The 15,986-nt window shown below is 40.0% G+C and carries 6 protein-coding genes; 3 read left to right on the top strand and 3 right to left on the bottom strand.

Features of this window, described 5'->3' with window-relative positions:
* Nucleotides 1–564: 564 nt before the first annotated feature.
* From SAE01_RS21820 to uvrA, 3 genes are all read left to right on the top strand, one after another.
* On the top strand, nt 565–6,198 hold the full coding sequence (locus SAE01_RS21820; protein WP_147205942.1) for an alpha-2-macroglobulin family protein: 5,634 nt from the start codon (nt 565–567) through the stop codon (nt 6,196–6,198).
* A gap of 266 nt (nt 6,199–6,464) precedes the next feature.
* Nucleotides 6,465–8,963 (top strand): penicillin-binding protein 1C, encoded by a 2,499-nt coding sequence (locus tag SAE01_RS21815; protein WP_246113302.1) that lies wholly within the window; start codon nt 6,465–6,467, stop codon nt 8,961–8,963.
* A gap of 560 nt (nt 8,964–9,523) precedes the next feature.
* A complete protein-coding gene (gene uvrA, locus SAE01_RS21810; RefSeq protein ID WP_147205939.1) occupies nt 9,524–12,397 on the top strand; it encodes an excinuclease ABC subunit UvrA in 2,874 nt (957 codons plus the stop codon).
* A gap of 183 nt (nt 12,398–12,580) precedes the next feature.
* On the opposite strand, the gene SAE01_RS21805 is transcribed toward uvrA, so the two are convergent.
* The 3 genes from SAE01_RS21805 to SAE01_RS21795 form a co-directional block, all read right to left on the bottom strand.
* Complete coding sequence (locus SAE01_RS21805) at nt 12,581–13,039, bottom strand: RES family NAD+ phosphorylase (RefSeq protein ID WP_147205937.1); 459 nt, start codon at nt 13,037–13,039, stop codon at nt 12,581–12,583.
* Nucleotides 13,040–13,047: 8 nt separating this feature from the next.
* Nucleotides 13,048–13,632 (bottom strand): Xre family toxin-antitoxin system antitoxin, encoded by a 585-nt coding sequence (locus SAE01_RS21800; RefSeq protein WP_218029220.1) that lies wholly within the window; start codon nt 13,630–13,632, stop codon nt 13,048–13,050.
* A 101-nt stretch (nt 13,633–13,733) separates the two neighbouring features.
* Nucleotides 13,734–15,893: a M43 family zinc metalloprotease gene (locus tag SAE01_RS21795; RefSeq protein ID WP_246113303.1), complete on the bottom strand. Its 2,160-nt coding sequence runs from the start codon at nt 15,891–15,893 to the stop codon at nt 13,734–13,736.
* Between the last annotated feature and the right edge of the window lie 93 nt (nt 15,894–15,986).

Genomic DNA, 15,986 nt, shown 5'->3' with positions numbered 1-15,986 from the left:
AACGTTTAAACTCCAATTCCTAATTTCATTTATTCTTTTTTATTCTTTTTAACAGAAGAAGAAAGAAGAAAGGATTTAAAGTGCTACAGATAACTAGCTTAATTAAATCCTGCCAAACTTCTTATAAAAAATTTAAAAAGAGGTTAAGCAACTGTAATTGATAAAGAACTTCTACCCGTTTTTTAAATTCGGAGGGCGAAGGTATAAGTAATCCTTCTTCCACCCAAGAAAATTTAGAAATTAAGCTGCTTTTATATTTCTTGTTGAAAGAACTAAACTGCCACTAAATCCGCTGACAAAAGTAAAATACCCTTGTGTTACTACAAAAAGCGTGATCTTAGAAAAAAGTTAAGGTGTAAGGACTAGACTGAGATGAAAAAACTAAAACAGAATTGAGCTTGGGTCGCTTAAATCCTATTTTAACATCACGCGCATCCCAAAACTAAGAGATTATAACCTTTCAATTGTAAAAGGCAATTAACAAAAGATTTATTATTAATCTCAAAAGCCTTTCATTAACTTCCTGCTTACAAAATAACCTTCTCTTTTTCAACCAACTACGTTATGGAACCTCATTCCCGATTGCCGCTTAGGTTTATAGGCGGACTAGCATTTGCATTGCTTACACTTTTGTCTGCCTCGTGTAACAATAAAAAGAAATTCACCAGAATAGATCCCGAATTCAGCAAGTATATCGAAGCTTATACTTCGGGTGCTATCTCTAAGAAAAACACGATACGAATTCAGCTTACTTCCGATGTTTCTACTGCGCACACGCTTAATGAAACTATTAAGGAAGACCTGTTTAAATTTTCTCCTTCAGTTGATGGAAAAGCGTACTGGACAGATGAACGTACAATTGAATTTAAGCCGGAAAAAGACCTGAAACCAAACGAATTGTACGAGATAAACTTTGACCTCGCAAAGGTTAGAAAGGTGCCATCTAAATTTAAAACATTTACGTTTAACGTACAGGTGATAAAGCCATCTTTGCAGGTGGTAGAAAATGGACTGCGTGCAGTGGATAACAGTAAAGACCAAATGACTTATTCCGGATCTGTTTTAACAGCAGATGTTGAAGAAAGCCCGAAGATTGAAAAGGTAATCAAGGCATCATACCAAGGTTCCGATATAAAAATAAAGTGGCAACATAATGAAGCATCTAAAGCGCATGACTTTATTGTATCTGGAATAAAGCGCGCAAATGATGCACAAAATTTAGTGCTACAATGGGATGGAGATGTGGTGAACATTGACCAAAAAGACAAACGTGAAATAGCCATACCGGCGGCTGGCGATTTTAAAGTATTAGGCGTTCGTGCTGTGCAGGAAGCAGAGGAATTTGCATTGGTTCAATTTAGCGACCCCGTCGCTTTTAACCAGGACTTGAAGGGATTGATTGCGGTTAGCGAACAAGAAGATATCAGCTACACGATAAATGGAAGCGAAGTAAAAGTATACGTGGCCAACAAGCTTGATGGCAACTATAAAGTAAACATTAATGAAGGCATAACCAACGAATGGGGAACACGCCTTGCCAAATCTTTTACATCAAATGTATTTTTTGAAAACCGTCTTCCCTCTGTACAAATACATGGAAGGGGAACGATATTACCAAACAGTTCAGGCAGGTTGGTGTTGCCTTTTGAAGCAACAAACCTAAAGGCGGTTGACGTTTCTATCATTAAAATTTATGAAAATAATGTTGCCCAATTTCTGCAGGGAAACGATATGAATGGAGAGAATGAATTGCGGCAGGTGGCAACTCCATTGGCAAAGGCAACGGTAAGGTTGGACGATGACCAAAGTCTGAACCTTCATAAGAAAAATCGGTTTGCATTGAATATAGACAAGTACATAAGAACAGAACCCGGAGCAATTTATCGCATCAACATTGGCTTTAGGCCTGACTACTCGCTATATACGTGTGTGCCTAAACCAAAAAGGCAACGGTCAACGCTTGTTGTTGATTCTGTAGCTGTTCCCGCCGACGATGAGGAAGAGAATATGAATGAAGATGAGGAGTATGAATATTCTTATGCATCTCATGAAAGTTCGCCTGATGACGATGATGAGTTCTGGAGCAGGTATGACAGGTATTATCCTTACGGTTATAATTGGAACCAAAGAGATAATCCTTGCAGCAAATCATATTTTAATAAAGAGCGTTTTGCTAGCAGAAACATACTTGCTACCAATATTGGCCTCACAGCAAAAAAAGGAAGTGAAAACTCGTTAGTTGTAGCTGCTACAAACATACTATCGACAGAACCAATGGATGATATTGAGCTGGAAGTATTGGATTATCAAAGGCAAATAGTTGGGAAAGGCAAAACTGATAATTCAGGTATGGCGACGCTTGAATTGAAGAGAAAACCTTATTTGTTAATTGCTAAAAACGGTGAAGAAAAAAGCTATTTAAAATTAGATGATGGAACGGCATTGCCACTTAGCCGCTTTGATGTAAGCGGGGCTGAAGTGAAAAATGGAATCAAGGGTTTCATATTTGGAGAGCGAGGTGTTTGGCGACCGGGAGATAGTTTGTACTTGAGTTGTATTATTGAAGACAAAGCAAATAAACTGCCTGAAGAACATCCGATTGAAATGGAGTTGTATTCACCAACAGGACAGCTTTACAAAAGAGTTGTTCAAACAAATGATAAGGATGGCTTCAATGTTTTTAGAACAGCAACCGATGCTGCCGCTCCAACCGGAAACTGGAATTGTAAAGTAAAAATCGGTGGAGCTGTTTTTGAAAAGAAACTGAAGATTGAAACAGTGATGCCAAATCGTTTAAAGATTGATTTAAATTTTGGCAATAATCCTGAATTAGGTAAAGGCGTTACAACGACAGGAATACTATCAGCCAAATGGTTATTTGGGGCAACGGCTAAAAGTTTAAAAGCCAGAGTTGATGCGCAACTGTATAAAAGCAAAACTTCTTTTCCAAAATTTGAAGCATTTACGTTTGACAATCCAACGGCTCATTTTGAGTCTCAAAGCAAGACCATCTTTGATGGTTCGTTAAACGAAGATGGTACTGCAACGGTTAGTCCAAACTTCACTATAACTACAGAAGCTCCTGGTGTGCTAACCGCTAATCTACTCGTTAAAGTCTTTGAACCTGGAGGCAATTTTAGTATCGATAATGTTGCATATCCTTACCACCCTTACAATACTTATGTTGGATTGAAAGTGCCAGAAGGAACGAAGCCATGGGGTTATTTAGCTGCCGGAAAAAATCAAACAATAGACATTGTAAATGTCGATACAAAAGGACGTTTGATTGGTGGTACAGGAACAGCAGAGGTGGAGCTATATAAAATTCAATGGCGTTGGTGGTGGTACAATAGCAGCGACCAGCTAAGCAACTTTACGCAAGATGAATACAACAAGCTGATAAAGAAACAAACTGTTCCGATTGTAAATGGAAAGGCGGCTTACAACTTCAATATGTCTTCGGATGATTGGGGTAGATATTTGGTGTTGGTAAGAGATACAAAGAGCGGACATGTAACTGGTCAAACCTTTTACATCGATGACCCTTACTGGCAAAACAGGGATAACAAAGACGACCCTTCAGCCGCTTCGATGTTGTCATTTACATCCAACAAAGAAAAGTATGCGACAGGTGAAGAAGTGATGTTAAGTATACCCAGCAGCAAAGGTGGAAGGGCATTAATCAGCATTGAAAGCGGAAGCAAAGTACTGAAAACATATTGGGCGGAAACACAACAGGGTCAAACGAAATTCAGCTTTAAAGCTGAAAAGGAAATGGCACCGAATGTATTTGTAAATGTTAGCTTATTTCAACCGCATGCACAAACCATTAATGATTTACCGATAAGAATGTATGGTGTAATTCCGGTAATGGTTGAAGACAAAAATTCGTTGCTAACGCCAGTTATAAAAATGGCTGATGTAATTAAGCCCGAACAATCAAACAGTATTACAGTCTTTGAAGCAAACGGCAATGATATGAATTACGTGATTGCTGTTGTTGATGAAGGCTTGCTCGACCTTACCCGTTTTAAAACACCTGACCCGCACAAGGCTTTTTATGCCAAAGAAGCACTGGGTGTGAAAAGCTGGGATTTGTTTGATTATGTAATAGGTGCATGGAGCGGAGACCTCGAAAGAATCTTAACGATAGGTGGTGATAGCGAAGCGGCCGACCCCGGCAAGAAAAAGGCAAACAGGTTTAAACCAATCGTTCAGTTTATGGGACCATTTAAATCAAATGGAAGCAGTAGAACACACACCTTTACTTTACCTGCTTATATGGGAAGTGTTCGCACGATGGTGATCGCTGCAAATGAAGGCGCTTATGGTTTTGCTGAAAAAGCGGTTGCAGTAAAGAAGCCATTAATGATGCTTGCGACGATGCCGAGAGTATTAGGTCCGGCCGAACAAATTAAAATACCGGTAACTGTTTTTGCAACAGAAAATAATATTAGGAATGTAAGCCTAAGCATTCAAAGCAATCCCTTTATTGAACCTGTTGAAGCAACAAGCCAAACGGTAGCGTTTACATCAACAGGTGAGCAACAGGTTTATTTTAATGCAAGAGTGAAGTCTGCAACGGGAATAGGAAAAGTAAAGCTAATTGCAACAAGCGGCAAGGAAAAAACAGTGTATGAAGTAGAGTTGGATGTAAGAAATCCGAATCCACCTATTACAAGTGTTACTGAAAGAACATTGGCAGCTGGACAAAACTTCAACAGTAATATAGCTGCCATAGGAACAGGAAACAGCAACCGGGCGGTAGTGGAAGTATCAAGTATTCCGGCTATTAATTTAGAAAGTCGTCTGCAGTATCTTATTCAATATCCTCATGGATGTATAGAGCAGGTAACTTCATCCGTCTTCCCTCAATTGGTATTGAATCAGTTGATAGAATTGAATAATCAACAGAGAGCAGAGGTTGATGCAAACATCAGGAGAGGGGTTGAACGTATTAAGACTTTCCAGGCAAGAGATGGCGGCTTTAGCTATTGGCCTAATGAAGCGACCAGTGATGAATGGGGAACGAATTATGCCGGTCATTATTTATTGGAAGCAAGCGAAAGAGGATACAATGTTCCCGCAACAATGCTACAGCAATGGCGGGGCTACGAAAGAACAAAAGCCAATGCATGGAACCAAACAAGTGCTCCGTATTATGGTGGCGACCTTGTACAGTCTTACCGACTCTATTTGTTGGCGTTGGCAAAAGCACCTGAATTAGGTGCAATGAACAGGTTAAAAGAATACAAGTTTATTACACCAGAAGCAAAATGGAGACTGGCGGCAGCCTATTATTTAGTCGGACAAAATGGAGTCGCACTACAAATGATCAGCGGCCTTCCAACCAATTTTTCACAGCGCCCTTCTCCCGGTATGTCTTACGGCAGTCAGTTAAGAGACCAGGCGATGGTATTAGAAACATTAACGATTATGAACCGCAAAGCAGAGGCTTTGCAACTGGTTCGTGCAGTAGCAAATCAACTATCGAGGGAAAGCTGGTACAGTACACAAACAACAGCTTATTCGTTGATAGCTATCAGTAAATTTTGTGGTCAAAATAAAAGCGGAAGTAAGATTATTGTAAACGGAAATATTGCAGGTAAAAACATCAATATTAACAGTAATAGCAATATTGTGCAAGCGCCGGTTTCCTTCACCAATGGTAAGGCAAATATTAATATCAGCAACAAAGGTAGCAATGTGTTGTATGTAAGAATTATCAACCAGGGACAGCCGGTTACGGGTGATAGTTTAAGTGTAAAAAACAATCCAAATGTTCTCGCTATGACGGTAAATTATCTTACAAATACCGGAACACCTTTAAACCCCGTAACGATAAAACAGGGAACCGATTTTGTTGCAAAAGTGACTCTTAGAAACACAGGTCAAAGAGGAAGCTATAGCCAAATGGCGTTGTCGCAGATTTTTCCAAGTGGATGGGAAATTTTGAACACAAGAATGTACAATAGCGAAGGTACTTTTAAGTCATCTTCCTCGGAATATTTAGACATACGAGACGACAGGGTGTATCACTATTTCGATATCCGGCAAAATGAAACGCTTACTTATTATGTACAATTAAACGCCGCTTATACCGGCCGCTTTTACTGGCCTGGAACATTGTGTGAAGCAATGTATGACAACAGTATCAGCAGTGGCGTAAGCGGAAAATGGGTAGAGGTGGTGCAGTAAAATCTAAGTAAGTGCTGGACTGATACTTCTAGCTTCTAATAAATTTAAAACTTTTTTGTGCTAAGCCGAATAACTTCTATTATGCTTCTCTTGCGTCGCACTCTTGTACATTTTTTTCACTTTGCAGAAAGCAACTTTGGCAAAAATGATGCTGCAGTAGAATAAATATTGGCAGTACAAGGGAGTGACACAACGATGTTGCAAGGAGTACAATTGCTGGCACCAAAAACAAGCGGAGGTCAAATAGGTATTTTTAATTGAAGGCTGTGAATAGGACAATCGGGAAAATAAAATCCGTTTTAAAAAAAAGAAAAATAACAATAGCCGTTGCAGCGGTCTTGCTACTATGGTTTGCTTTTTCATTACCGAAAAAACTATTTGACAAACCAACTTCATTTGTATTAGAAGACGCTGATGGAAACTTATTATCAGCAAGCATCGCAACAGACGGGCAATGGCGCTTTCCGTACAACCAAGCCGTTCCTGACAAATTCTTTAAATGCATAACCACCTTTGAAGACAAACGTTTTTCCTATCATCCGGGCATCGACCCGATTGCATTAACACGAGCCATTTATCAAAACCTAAAAGGCAAAAAAGTAATCAGCGGCGGAAGCACGTTAACGATGCAGGTGATAAGACTGAGCAGGGGAGAAAAGCGCAACCTATGGCAAAAGTTGCTCGAAGGAATTTTGGCAGTAAGGTTAGAATGTTTTTACAGTAAAAAATCAATTTTAGCAATATACGCCAGCAATGCTCCTTTCGGGAGTAATGTAGTGGGGTTAGACGCGGCTGCTTGGCGCTACTTTGGTCGAAGCGCTGACAAACTTAGCTGGGGGGAAATGGCAGCGCTAGCCGTTTTACCAAACGCACCAACATTGGTACATCCAGGTAAAAACAGGCAAACACTTTTACGTAAAAGAAATGAACTGGTAGATAAACTTGTTTCTAACAAAACAATTGATGCAACAACAGGTGAACTTGCTAAAATGGAACCGCTGCCTGGTCAGCCATTACCGTTACCACAACTCGCTCCACACCTCTTAGATAGGTTCAAAAAAGAATATAAAAAACTACATGAAGAAAATACAGAACTGTCAACACGGATAACTACAACGGTGCAATCAGATTTACAACAAAGCGTTACGCAAATAATCAACAGGTACCAAAGTAGCTTCAGGGGAAACGGGATAAACAACGCTGCAGCGATGGTTATGGAAGTTGAAACAGGAAACGTATTGGCTTATGTTGGCAACGTTTACAATCCGTCTGACCCTGAACTTGAAAGTCATGTGGATGTACTTGCCTCTCCTCGTAGTCCCGGCAGTACTTTAAAACCTTTGCTCTTCGCCGCCATGCAAACTGACGGATTGATATTGCCGCAGCAACTTGTTCCCGACATTCCTACTCAAATTGGTGGCTATACCCCTCAAAATTTTAACCTCGATTACGACGGAGCTGTCCCTGCCAATCGGGCCTTAAGTCGAAGCCTGAACATTCCGGCAGTAAAGATGCTACAACAGTACAAGTACCAGCGCTTTTATGACGTGCTGAAACAATGCGGCTTCACCACTCTAAAGCAGCCTGCTGACCATTACGGACTCAGCCTGATTCTTGGCGGATGCGAAGTGACTCCATGGGAACTTGCAGGCGTATACAGCAGCCTCGCAAGAACCTACAATAATCAAAGGAAAAACAATGGGAAGATGATTGGTGACGATTGGCGTATGCCCAAATATTTTGAGTCACAAGCTGCAAGCCACAAGCTGCAAGCGAAGAACAAGCCAACTTCAAACAAAACGACACAGGGATCTCTGTCATCAGTTATCACTCAACCGTCATCTCAAAACTCAAAACTCAAAACCCAAAACTCCCAACTCCCCTTCGACTTCACTTCCCTCTGGCACACGTTCAACGCAATGCAGGAGGTAATGCGACCCGGCGAAGAAGGCCTTTGGAACCTCTTCAACTCAGCCCAACGAATTGCTTGGAAAACTGGAACAAGCTTTGGATTTAGAGACGGGTGGGCGATTGGCTTAACTTCAGAATATTGTGTAGTTGCATGGGTGGGAAATACTGATGGGGAAGGGCGTCCTGAACTCACAGGCATTAATACGGCTGCACCTGTTATGTTCGATATATTCCGTTTGTTACCGTCAACACCATGGTTTGAACCTCCTGGCCACGATTTTACTTATTTACCAATATGTCATCAAAGCGGTTACAAAGCAGGCCCGGACTGTAACGACGTAGATACGATGATGGTTAGCATAAATGGGAAAAATGCTACATTATGCCCTTTTCACCACATTATTCATCTTGACCATACCGCAACTTACAGGACAAGCGAAGGCTGTGAAACTCCCTCTGAGATGGTACACAAAACTTGGTTTACCCTACCTCCTGCAATGGAGTACTATTATAAAGCTAAACACCAGGACTACCAACAACTGCCGCCCTACTTGCCTGGCTGTAATCCTAATATAAATAGGCAAATGGAAATGATTTACCCGGAACCTAATGCCGTCATTTATGTTCCGATGGAAGTAACCGGTCAAAAAGGAAGAACTGTATTCAAGGCTACTCATCGCAATGCGAATGAAAAACTCTACTGGCATCTTGACGACAATTACGTTGGTACAACTCAACAGTTTCATCAGTTAGCAGTAAATCCCTCGAAAGGTTCTCACACAATTACTATTGTTGATCATGAAGGCGAAACAATTACAAGAAGTTTCAAAATTTTAGAAAAGGAAAGACATTAAAAAAGGCCATCACTTACTATTTAAATAAGTTGATGGCCTAAGAGAACTAATAATGGTAGAAGTCTAAATACTGATAATAATTCTAAAAAAAGATGACATCCCAAATAGCAGGATAAATACAAGAAAGACGTTTGTCAATAAATTTTGTCTTTTTCTCCAAATACGTAAATCTTTGCTAACTGTCATTTTCAAGTCTACCCTTGAAAACCTTAAAAACCTCACTGAGTCCCACTCTTTTTCAACTTTATAGTACAAGACAATTTTCATAAAAAAAGAGAATACTCCGAGCCCAAGCAAAAGGAAGTTTAATTGAGTAATATAATTGTTCATATTATTCATTTTTAAAAATTTTCTATTAAACGAACCTATATCCAACTTTATTCTATTGATACTTAAATTTCTATTACAATCGGCTTAAGTAATATTACTCCCACTAATATGAGCTCAAATTCAACTGGTAGAACTTGCTTTCCAGCTTAAAAACTAGTGAAATTGTTAACCTAGATCTTTATAACACTATTACAATTATCCAAACTATTGTCTTGCTATCTTTACCCGTTATGGCAAGAATTATATCCGAAACAATAGAAGTTGCTGAAGCGGAAGAACAAATAGAAGTGTATGGCGCAAGGGTTCACAACTTAAAAAATATTGATATTTCAATTCCAAAAAATAAGTTGGTTGTTATTACCGGGGTTAGCGGAAGTGGTAAATCTTCTTTAGCCTTCGATACCATTTATAACGAAGGTCAACGCCGTTATATGGAAAGCTTTAGCGCCTATGCAAGGCAGTTTATTGGTGATATGGAACGACCTGACGTTGACAAGATAACCGGCCTTAGTCCCGTTATTTCCATTGAACAGAAAACGACTAATAAAAATCCAAGATCAACAGTTGGAACAATAACAGAAGTCTATGATTTCCTTAGACTATTATTTGCGAGGATTGGTGAGGCATACAGCTACAATACCGGTAAGAAAATGGTTAAGTGGAGCGAAGAAGAAATCGTCGAAAACATTTTTTCAAAATTTAAGGATAAGAAAATAAGCTTGCTTGCTCCGCTTGTCCGTGGACGGAAAGGCCACTATCGCGAGTTGTTCGAAGATGTGAGAAAGAAAGGTTTTTTAAAAGTTCGAATCGATGGAGAAGTAAAAGACCTGAAAGAAAAAATGCAGGTTGACCGTTATAAGATTCATGATATAGAATTAGTAATAGACCGGTTACAAGCAACCGACGACATGAAAGTGCGTCTAAGCCAAAGCGTGCAGAAGACTCTCCAGGTTGGTAAAGATTTAATGTTTTTGCTGATAAACGACAATGATACAGTCGTTCAATATAGTAAGCAGTTAATGTGTGAAGACACAGGGCTGAGTTATGAAGAACCTTCACCAAATGCATTCTCGTTTAACTCCCCCTATGGTGCATGCGTCTCTTGCAAGGGACTTGGAAGCGTTTACCAGATAAACATGGACGCGGTAATTCCGGATAAAAATAAAAGCATCAAAGAAGGCGCCATAGCTCCTTTGGGTGAAGAGCGCGAAGCGTTTATTTACAAGCAAATCGTTCAGTTAGGCAAAAAGCATAAGTTCTCAGTTGACAAACCTGTTAAAGATCTTTCTGAAAATGCTATGAACATTATCCTTTATGGCAAGGAGGAAGCAACAGGCGATATAGAAATATCGGGTGACTACGAGGCCCTGCCGGGCGATATGTACACAACGGAATACGAAGGGATAGTTAATATGCTGAAAAGATGGTTTTCATCAAGTAGCAGCGAGTCGTTAAGAGATTGGGTAGAAAAATTTATGATCTTAAAAGAATGTCCGACTTGTAGTGGAGACCGTTTAAAAAAGGAAAGTTTATGGTTTAAGGTCAACGAAAAAAGTATTGCCGATTTGAGCAGGCAAGACCTGGATAAATTGTTTGCATGGTTTGAAGGAATTGAAGAGAGATTGTCTAAAAAACAAAATACCATCGCAAAAGATATTTTAAAGGAAATCAGGGAAAGGCTTGGTTTCTTGCTTGATGTTGGTCTCACCTATCTCACTTTAAATCGTTCATCAAAATCGCTTAGTGGTGGCGAAAGTCAACGTATTAGGCTTGCAACCCAAATAGGTTCACAACTGCAAGGCATCACTTATATTCTCGACGAGCCTAGTATTGGTCTGCATCAGCGGGATAACCAACAGTTAATCGTTGCTTTAAAAAACCTACGCGATATTGGTAACAGTGTTTTGGTTGTTGAGCACGATAAAGACATCATGCTTGCATCGGACCACTTGATTGACATAGGCCCAAAAGCAGGCAAGCATGGAGGGCAGGTTGTGGCTCAAGGGAATCCAAAACAAGTTTTGGAGTCGGGCTCCCCCACCTCCGTTTACTTGAGCGGAGAAAAATCAATAGCGGTTCCTGAAAAAAGGCGGGTAGGCAGTGGCAAAGTACTTGAACTAAAGGGTGTAAAAGGCAATAACCTTAAGGGAGTTAATGTAAAGTTTCCTTTAGGAAAATTTATTTGCGTAACAGGCGTCAGTGGAAGCGGAAAGAGCACTTTAATTACGGAGACTTTGTATCCCATCTTGTCGAAGCATGCTTTTAATAGCAAGATGACTCCGATGGAGTATAAAAGCATTGCAGGTTTGGAGTTTATTGATAAAGTAATTGAAATTGACCAAAGTCCGATTGGAAGAACGCCAAGAAGTAATCCCGCAACTTATTGCGGTTTTTTTACTGAGATCAGAACATTATTTGCTGCTATCCCCGAAGCTAAAATTCGTGGTTATGCTGCAGGTCGTTTTTCTTTCAATGTTAGAGGCGGAAGGTGCGATGTCTGCGAAGGCGGCGGTATGCGGGTGATAGAAATGAACTTTTTACCCGATGTTTATGTGCCCTGCGAAAAGTGTAATGGCAAAAGGTATAACCGCGAGACGCTGGAAATTCGTTACAAAGGCAAATCCATTAGCGACATCCTTGACATGACCGTTGACGAGGCAGTCGACTTTTTTCAAAACGTGCATTTTCTGTACAGAAAGATCAAGGTTTTGCAGGAGGTTGGTCTCGGATATATCACGCTCGGTCAATCTGCAGTTACGCTAAGTGGCGGCGAGGCCCAACGCGTGAAACTGGCAACAGAGTTGGCAAAAAAAGACACCGGAAAAACGTTTTACATTTTAGACGAGCCAACTACAGGTTTACATTTTCAGGATATTCAACATTTGTTGGATGTGTTAAATAAGCTCGTTGATCGTGGCAATTCTGTACTGGTAATAGAACATAATCTCGACGTCATAAAAGTAGCCGATCATATTATTGACTTAGGGCCTGAGGGCGGAGAGGGCGGAGGTAAAATCTTATTTGAAGGCACGCCCGAAAACCTGGTAAAAGTAAAGGCTAGTCACACCGGCAAGTTTTTAGCGATAGAACTCAATGACAAATAGTTTTTTTTCTTTGTTACCAGCATCTGTTTTCTAATGATACATTATTGCGTCGCACACTTGTACTTCTTATAAAAGAGGAGCAATGGAAATTATCGTCTAATCCAAATTCCTTTGATTTTCCTTCAAACGCTTTTAAAACCTAAAGAAGAACTGGCAGGGCGTTTATAGCAGAAGTTGTTACAATTATTTCGTCTTTATCCTTACATCATAAATGAAATCACTACTATTTATAATCGCAAATTGAAGACTGTCTTTATGTAAAGGATTGAGGAGATAATTAAATTCATCAGGGATCACAGCAGAGGGAATTCGAATGACAGAATATTGGGACTTCTTCAAAAGTTCAGTACCAAAATCCTTTGTAGATGCGGGTGCAGGCGCACCTCTCCAGTTTCCAGGCAGATCAGAAACGCTTAATTGCAAAATGTGTTTGTCAGGAATGTCAAGAGTGGTCATACTTAGAGCCCTGGGAATATCTTCGACATTTACGTTTACAGTATATTCCAACACCGCCAACGATCGGCTTTCAGATGTATAAAGGCAGGGAGTAAGCTTATGATTCCATCTACCGCCATTCAGCCTGGCTCCTTCGCCAGTTAAATCATTGGCATATTTTGTTCTCCCGATCCTATATACAATCATTGGTAACTTTATGAATAAACCCCATAATCTATTCTTCCAATCAGGTTCTTAACTTCTTCGCGACCGTATTGGTTGTCTAATAAATCGTATGGCGCTTGCCCACCCAAAGATTGATTTGAGCGAAATATCCATTCATTAAACCGGTTTTCATCTTCAAAAACTTCATAACCATAAGAGTAGATGTCTGCAACGCCGACAATTCTTTCACTTAAAACCATGTCAAACTTAGCTGCTCCTTTTTTGTTGATTAAGGTAGCCCGGGCAACAGAAAGTACTTTCGAAAGTTGGTTATAGTCTAGGTCTGTCTTTTCTTTTAAATGTTCAAGATCTTTTTTAGATATACCCTCTCTTATTATATCAATTTTTTCAAAAGAGGTCATCTTGCTTTCAGGCTTTTTAGAGGCATTATCTAAAATAACCCAATTATTTATTCCATTACTAACTTGTCTTTTATTGGTAACATAAGCCGTATCACTAGACTCCTCTACCATCGAATTTGTTTTCTCAACAGATTTGGTTTCATATTTCTGGCTTACCGCTTTTTTACCAGGTTTTACAGCGTTCTCCTGAGTTTTTATTTTTCTTTCTGCCATAATACAAACTTTTACTAAAGGTAGTACAAATTTATACTAATCTACAATATTATATTTGATTCAAAAAAAATTTTCCTCCGCGAACTACGCCTCCGATTATATTAAAACTTGAGGATCTTGCTTGTAATTACTCTATCAGTAAATACAGCCCTTACTATATAAGTTCCTGCCGAATATCGTGTAATATCCAGTTGATAATAGTTACCTGCTTGGCCACTGGCAACATTTACTTCTGTTAATTTTTGACCTGCAATATTATAAACCTGCAGGGCTCTTAAGTTAGTGGGCAGAGGGTAAAATTGAACCGCAATAATACCGCTGGTAGGGTTTGGGGTAGCCAGAAATCCAAGTCTTTTTAAGTTTGGATTGATAACAACAGTTCGAACGTTTACATCATCAAGATAAATGTTGTTTTCATAGCCTGCTGTATTTCTAAAAGTAAGTAGAACATTTCCTTGACCGAGATAAGGTGCAAGATTGATTGAGTCTTTCCTCCATTCGGATGCGTTGGGAGTGAAGAAAGTTGTTGTTGCAGCAGTTCTGGTAACCAATTCCCTTCCATACTTTTTGTACAAGCCGGTGTATGTTTGTCCGCAATCTGTGCTGGCTAATACTTCAAGGGTGTCCCATATATTGTTTGCGGCATTTACGTCAGAATAAGCGGCGGCGGCAACCTGAAATGATAGAAAAGCAGAATCGACATTTTGAAGCGTAACATTAGGTAATCTCAAATCGTCTTTTGATCCTACTGACGTGTAACTAAAATTTTCGATCATAACACTCGCGGTGCCGGTTTTAGAAACTCCCGTTACACGCTTCCAGGTTATAAAGTTGTCGGGATTTTGAATATCCCAACCCGGCGGTGGAAAGACACTTCCTTCGAAGCTTTCTGAAACATTTTTAACAGGATTGTAAAATTGTATGGTGGAGGATATCGTATCATTAGCTAAGTTCTCATCCGTATTATTATCAGGGTTGGAGACGTAGATAGTTAATGTATGGATGCCGACAATTGTATTTATACTGTTTAAAGTAACAACCGACGAGGCCAAATAGGCCAAAGAGCCTTTCCAGGTATAACTCGTAATCGGGCCATTATCTATTTGTGTGCTTATGTCTAACGAAGTCAGAATCTGGCTGCCCTTGTTTTGGATACTAACAACAGGCGTAAATAAACTGGTGCATAACCTTTGAGCAGGTTGGTCTATCGATGAAAGCCGGGCGTCATAATTCTTTAAAACCGGCTGGGTACATGCATTAGAACTAATTAAAGAAGAACGGTATGCAAGAAGTGCACTTTCCATACGAGCAACCTGTTCCTTTGTAAACATTACAAGGCAACTGTCGAAGCTGTAGTCCATATAGTTTTGATACATTATCCCGTTTCCACCGGGAGTACAAGCATCTGTTTTTATACCATTGGTACAACCCCTTGTGGCATCAGTTTGATTAGGGGTATCGCCCACTTCGTCTGAACCCGTGCATTCCCCCTTGTCATCCCCCCAAATATGAAAGAGATTTAAGTAGTGGCCGGTTTCGTGAGGTAAAGTTTTGCCTGTATTGTAGTTTGTTAAAGAACCCCCGGGCAAAGAGCGATAATCTACTACTACCCCCTGCTCGTCAGGAGTTCCAGAGTCACTTGGAAAAGTTGCATACCCCAGAATGCCACTGGAAAGAGAACACAACCAAACGTTGTAGTATCTCTTTGGACTCCAACTGTTTGCTCCCCCATTTGCTGCATGTTTAACAGCGTCATTATCGGGACTGAAAGTATTTTGGGTTGTTTTAATTCTTTCTATGCCCGAAGTTCCTTCTCCGTCAGGAGTTTGTTGAGCAAGACAAAATTGTATTTCTGTTTTACCAAAAAGAGGTTTGAAATAGGAGGGAATTCTTGCAGTGTCCGCATTTGTGCCCGAGAAGCTTTTATTTAAAACGTCCAACTGAGCCATTATACTTGAGTCGGTAACGGCAGCAGGATTGGTTAGAACGATATGAAATACAACAGGTATAATATAAGCCGTTCGGCTATTGCTGTGATCTGGCTCCCCGGATCGCCGATATCCGCCTGCCTTTATTGCCCTTGTAAATGCTGTTCTTTCCTGTTCAAACTTGGCTTTTAACTGCGGATTACGATTGAATTTCAATTGAAGCCTGTCCATTGTTGCACATTGCTCCAGGGCAACCCTGTTTGTTTGTTGCGCCTTAACGAGCGCTGGAAATAAGAATAAGATTATAAGATGAAATGGAACCCGAACGTGCATATTGATCACTTGGAATAGTTTTCTGCTTACCACTTGGCACTAGCAGAAAGATTAATAATGACAAAGGCTAGTTTCTTTAAATTCCTAAGCCAG

This window comes from Segetibacter aerophilus (genome assembly GCF_007991655.1).
Lineage (GTDB): Bacteria > Bacteroidota > Bacteroidia > Chitinophagales > Chitinophagaceae > Segetibacter > Segetibacter aerophilus.
The sequence above is the reverse complement of the archived record's forward strand: the minus strand, read 5'-3'. Positions and strand labels throughout refer to the sequence as shown.

Coding starts and splice junctions, on each gene's coding strand:
- SAE01_RS21820 (WP_147205942.1), top strand. CDS start 565: ATGGAACCTCATTCCCGATTGCCGCTTAGGTTTATAGGCGGACTAGCA.
- uvrA (WP_147205939.1), top strand. CDS start 9,524: ATGGCAAGAATTATATCCGAAACAATAGAAGTTGCTGAAGCGGAAGAA.
- SAE01_RS21805 (WP_147205937.1), bottom strand. CDS start 13,039: ATGATTGTATATAGGATCGGGAGAACAAAATATGCCAATGATTTAACT.
- SAE01_RS21800 (WP_218029220.1), bottom strand. CDS start 13,632: ATGGCAGAAAGAAAAATAAAAACTCAGGAGAACGCTGTAAAACCTGGT.
- SAE01_RS21795 (WP_246113303.1), bottom strand. CDS start 15,893: ATGCACGTTCGGGTTCCATTTCATCTTATAATCTTATTCTTATTTCCA.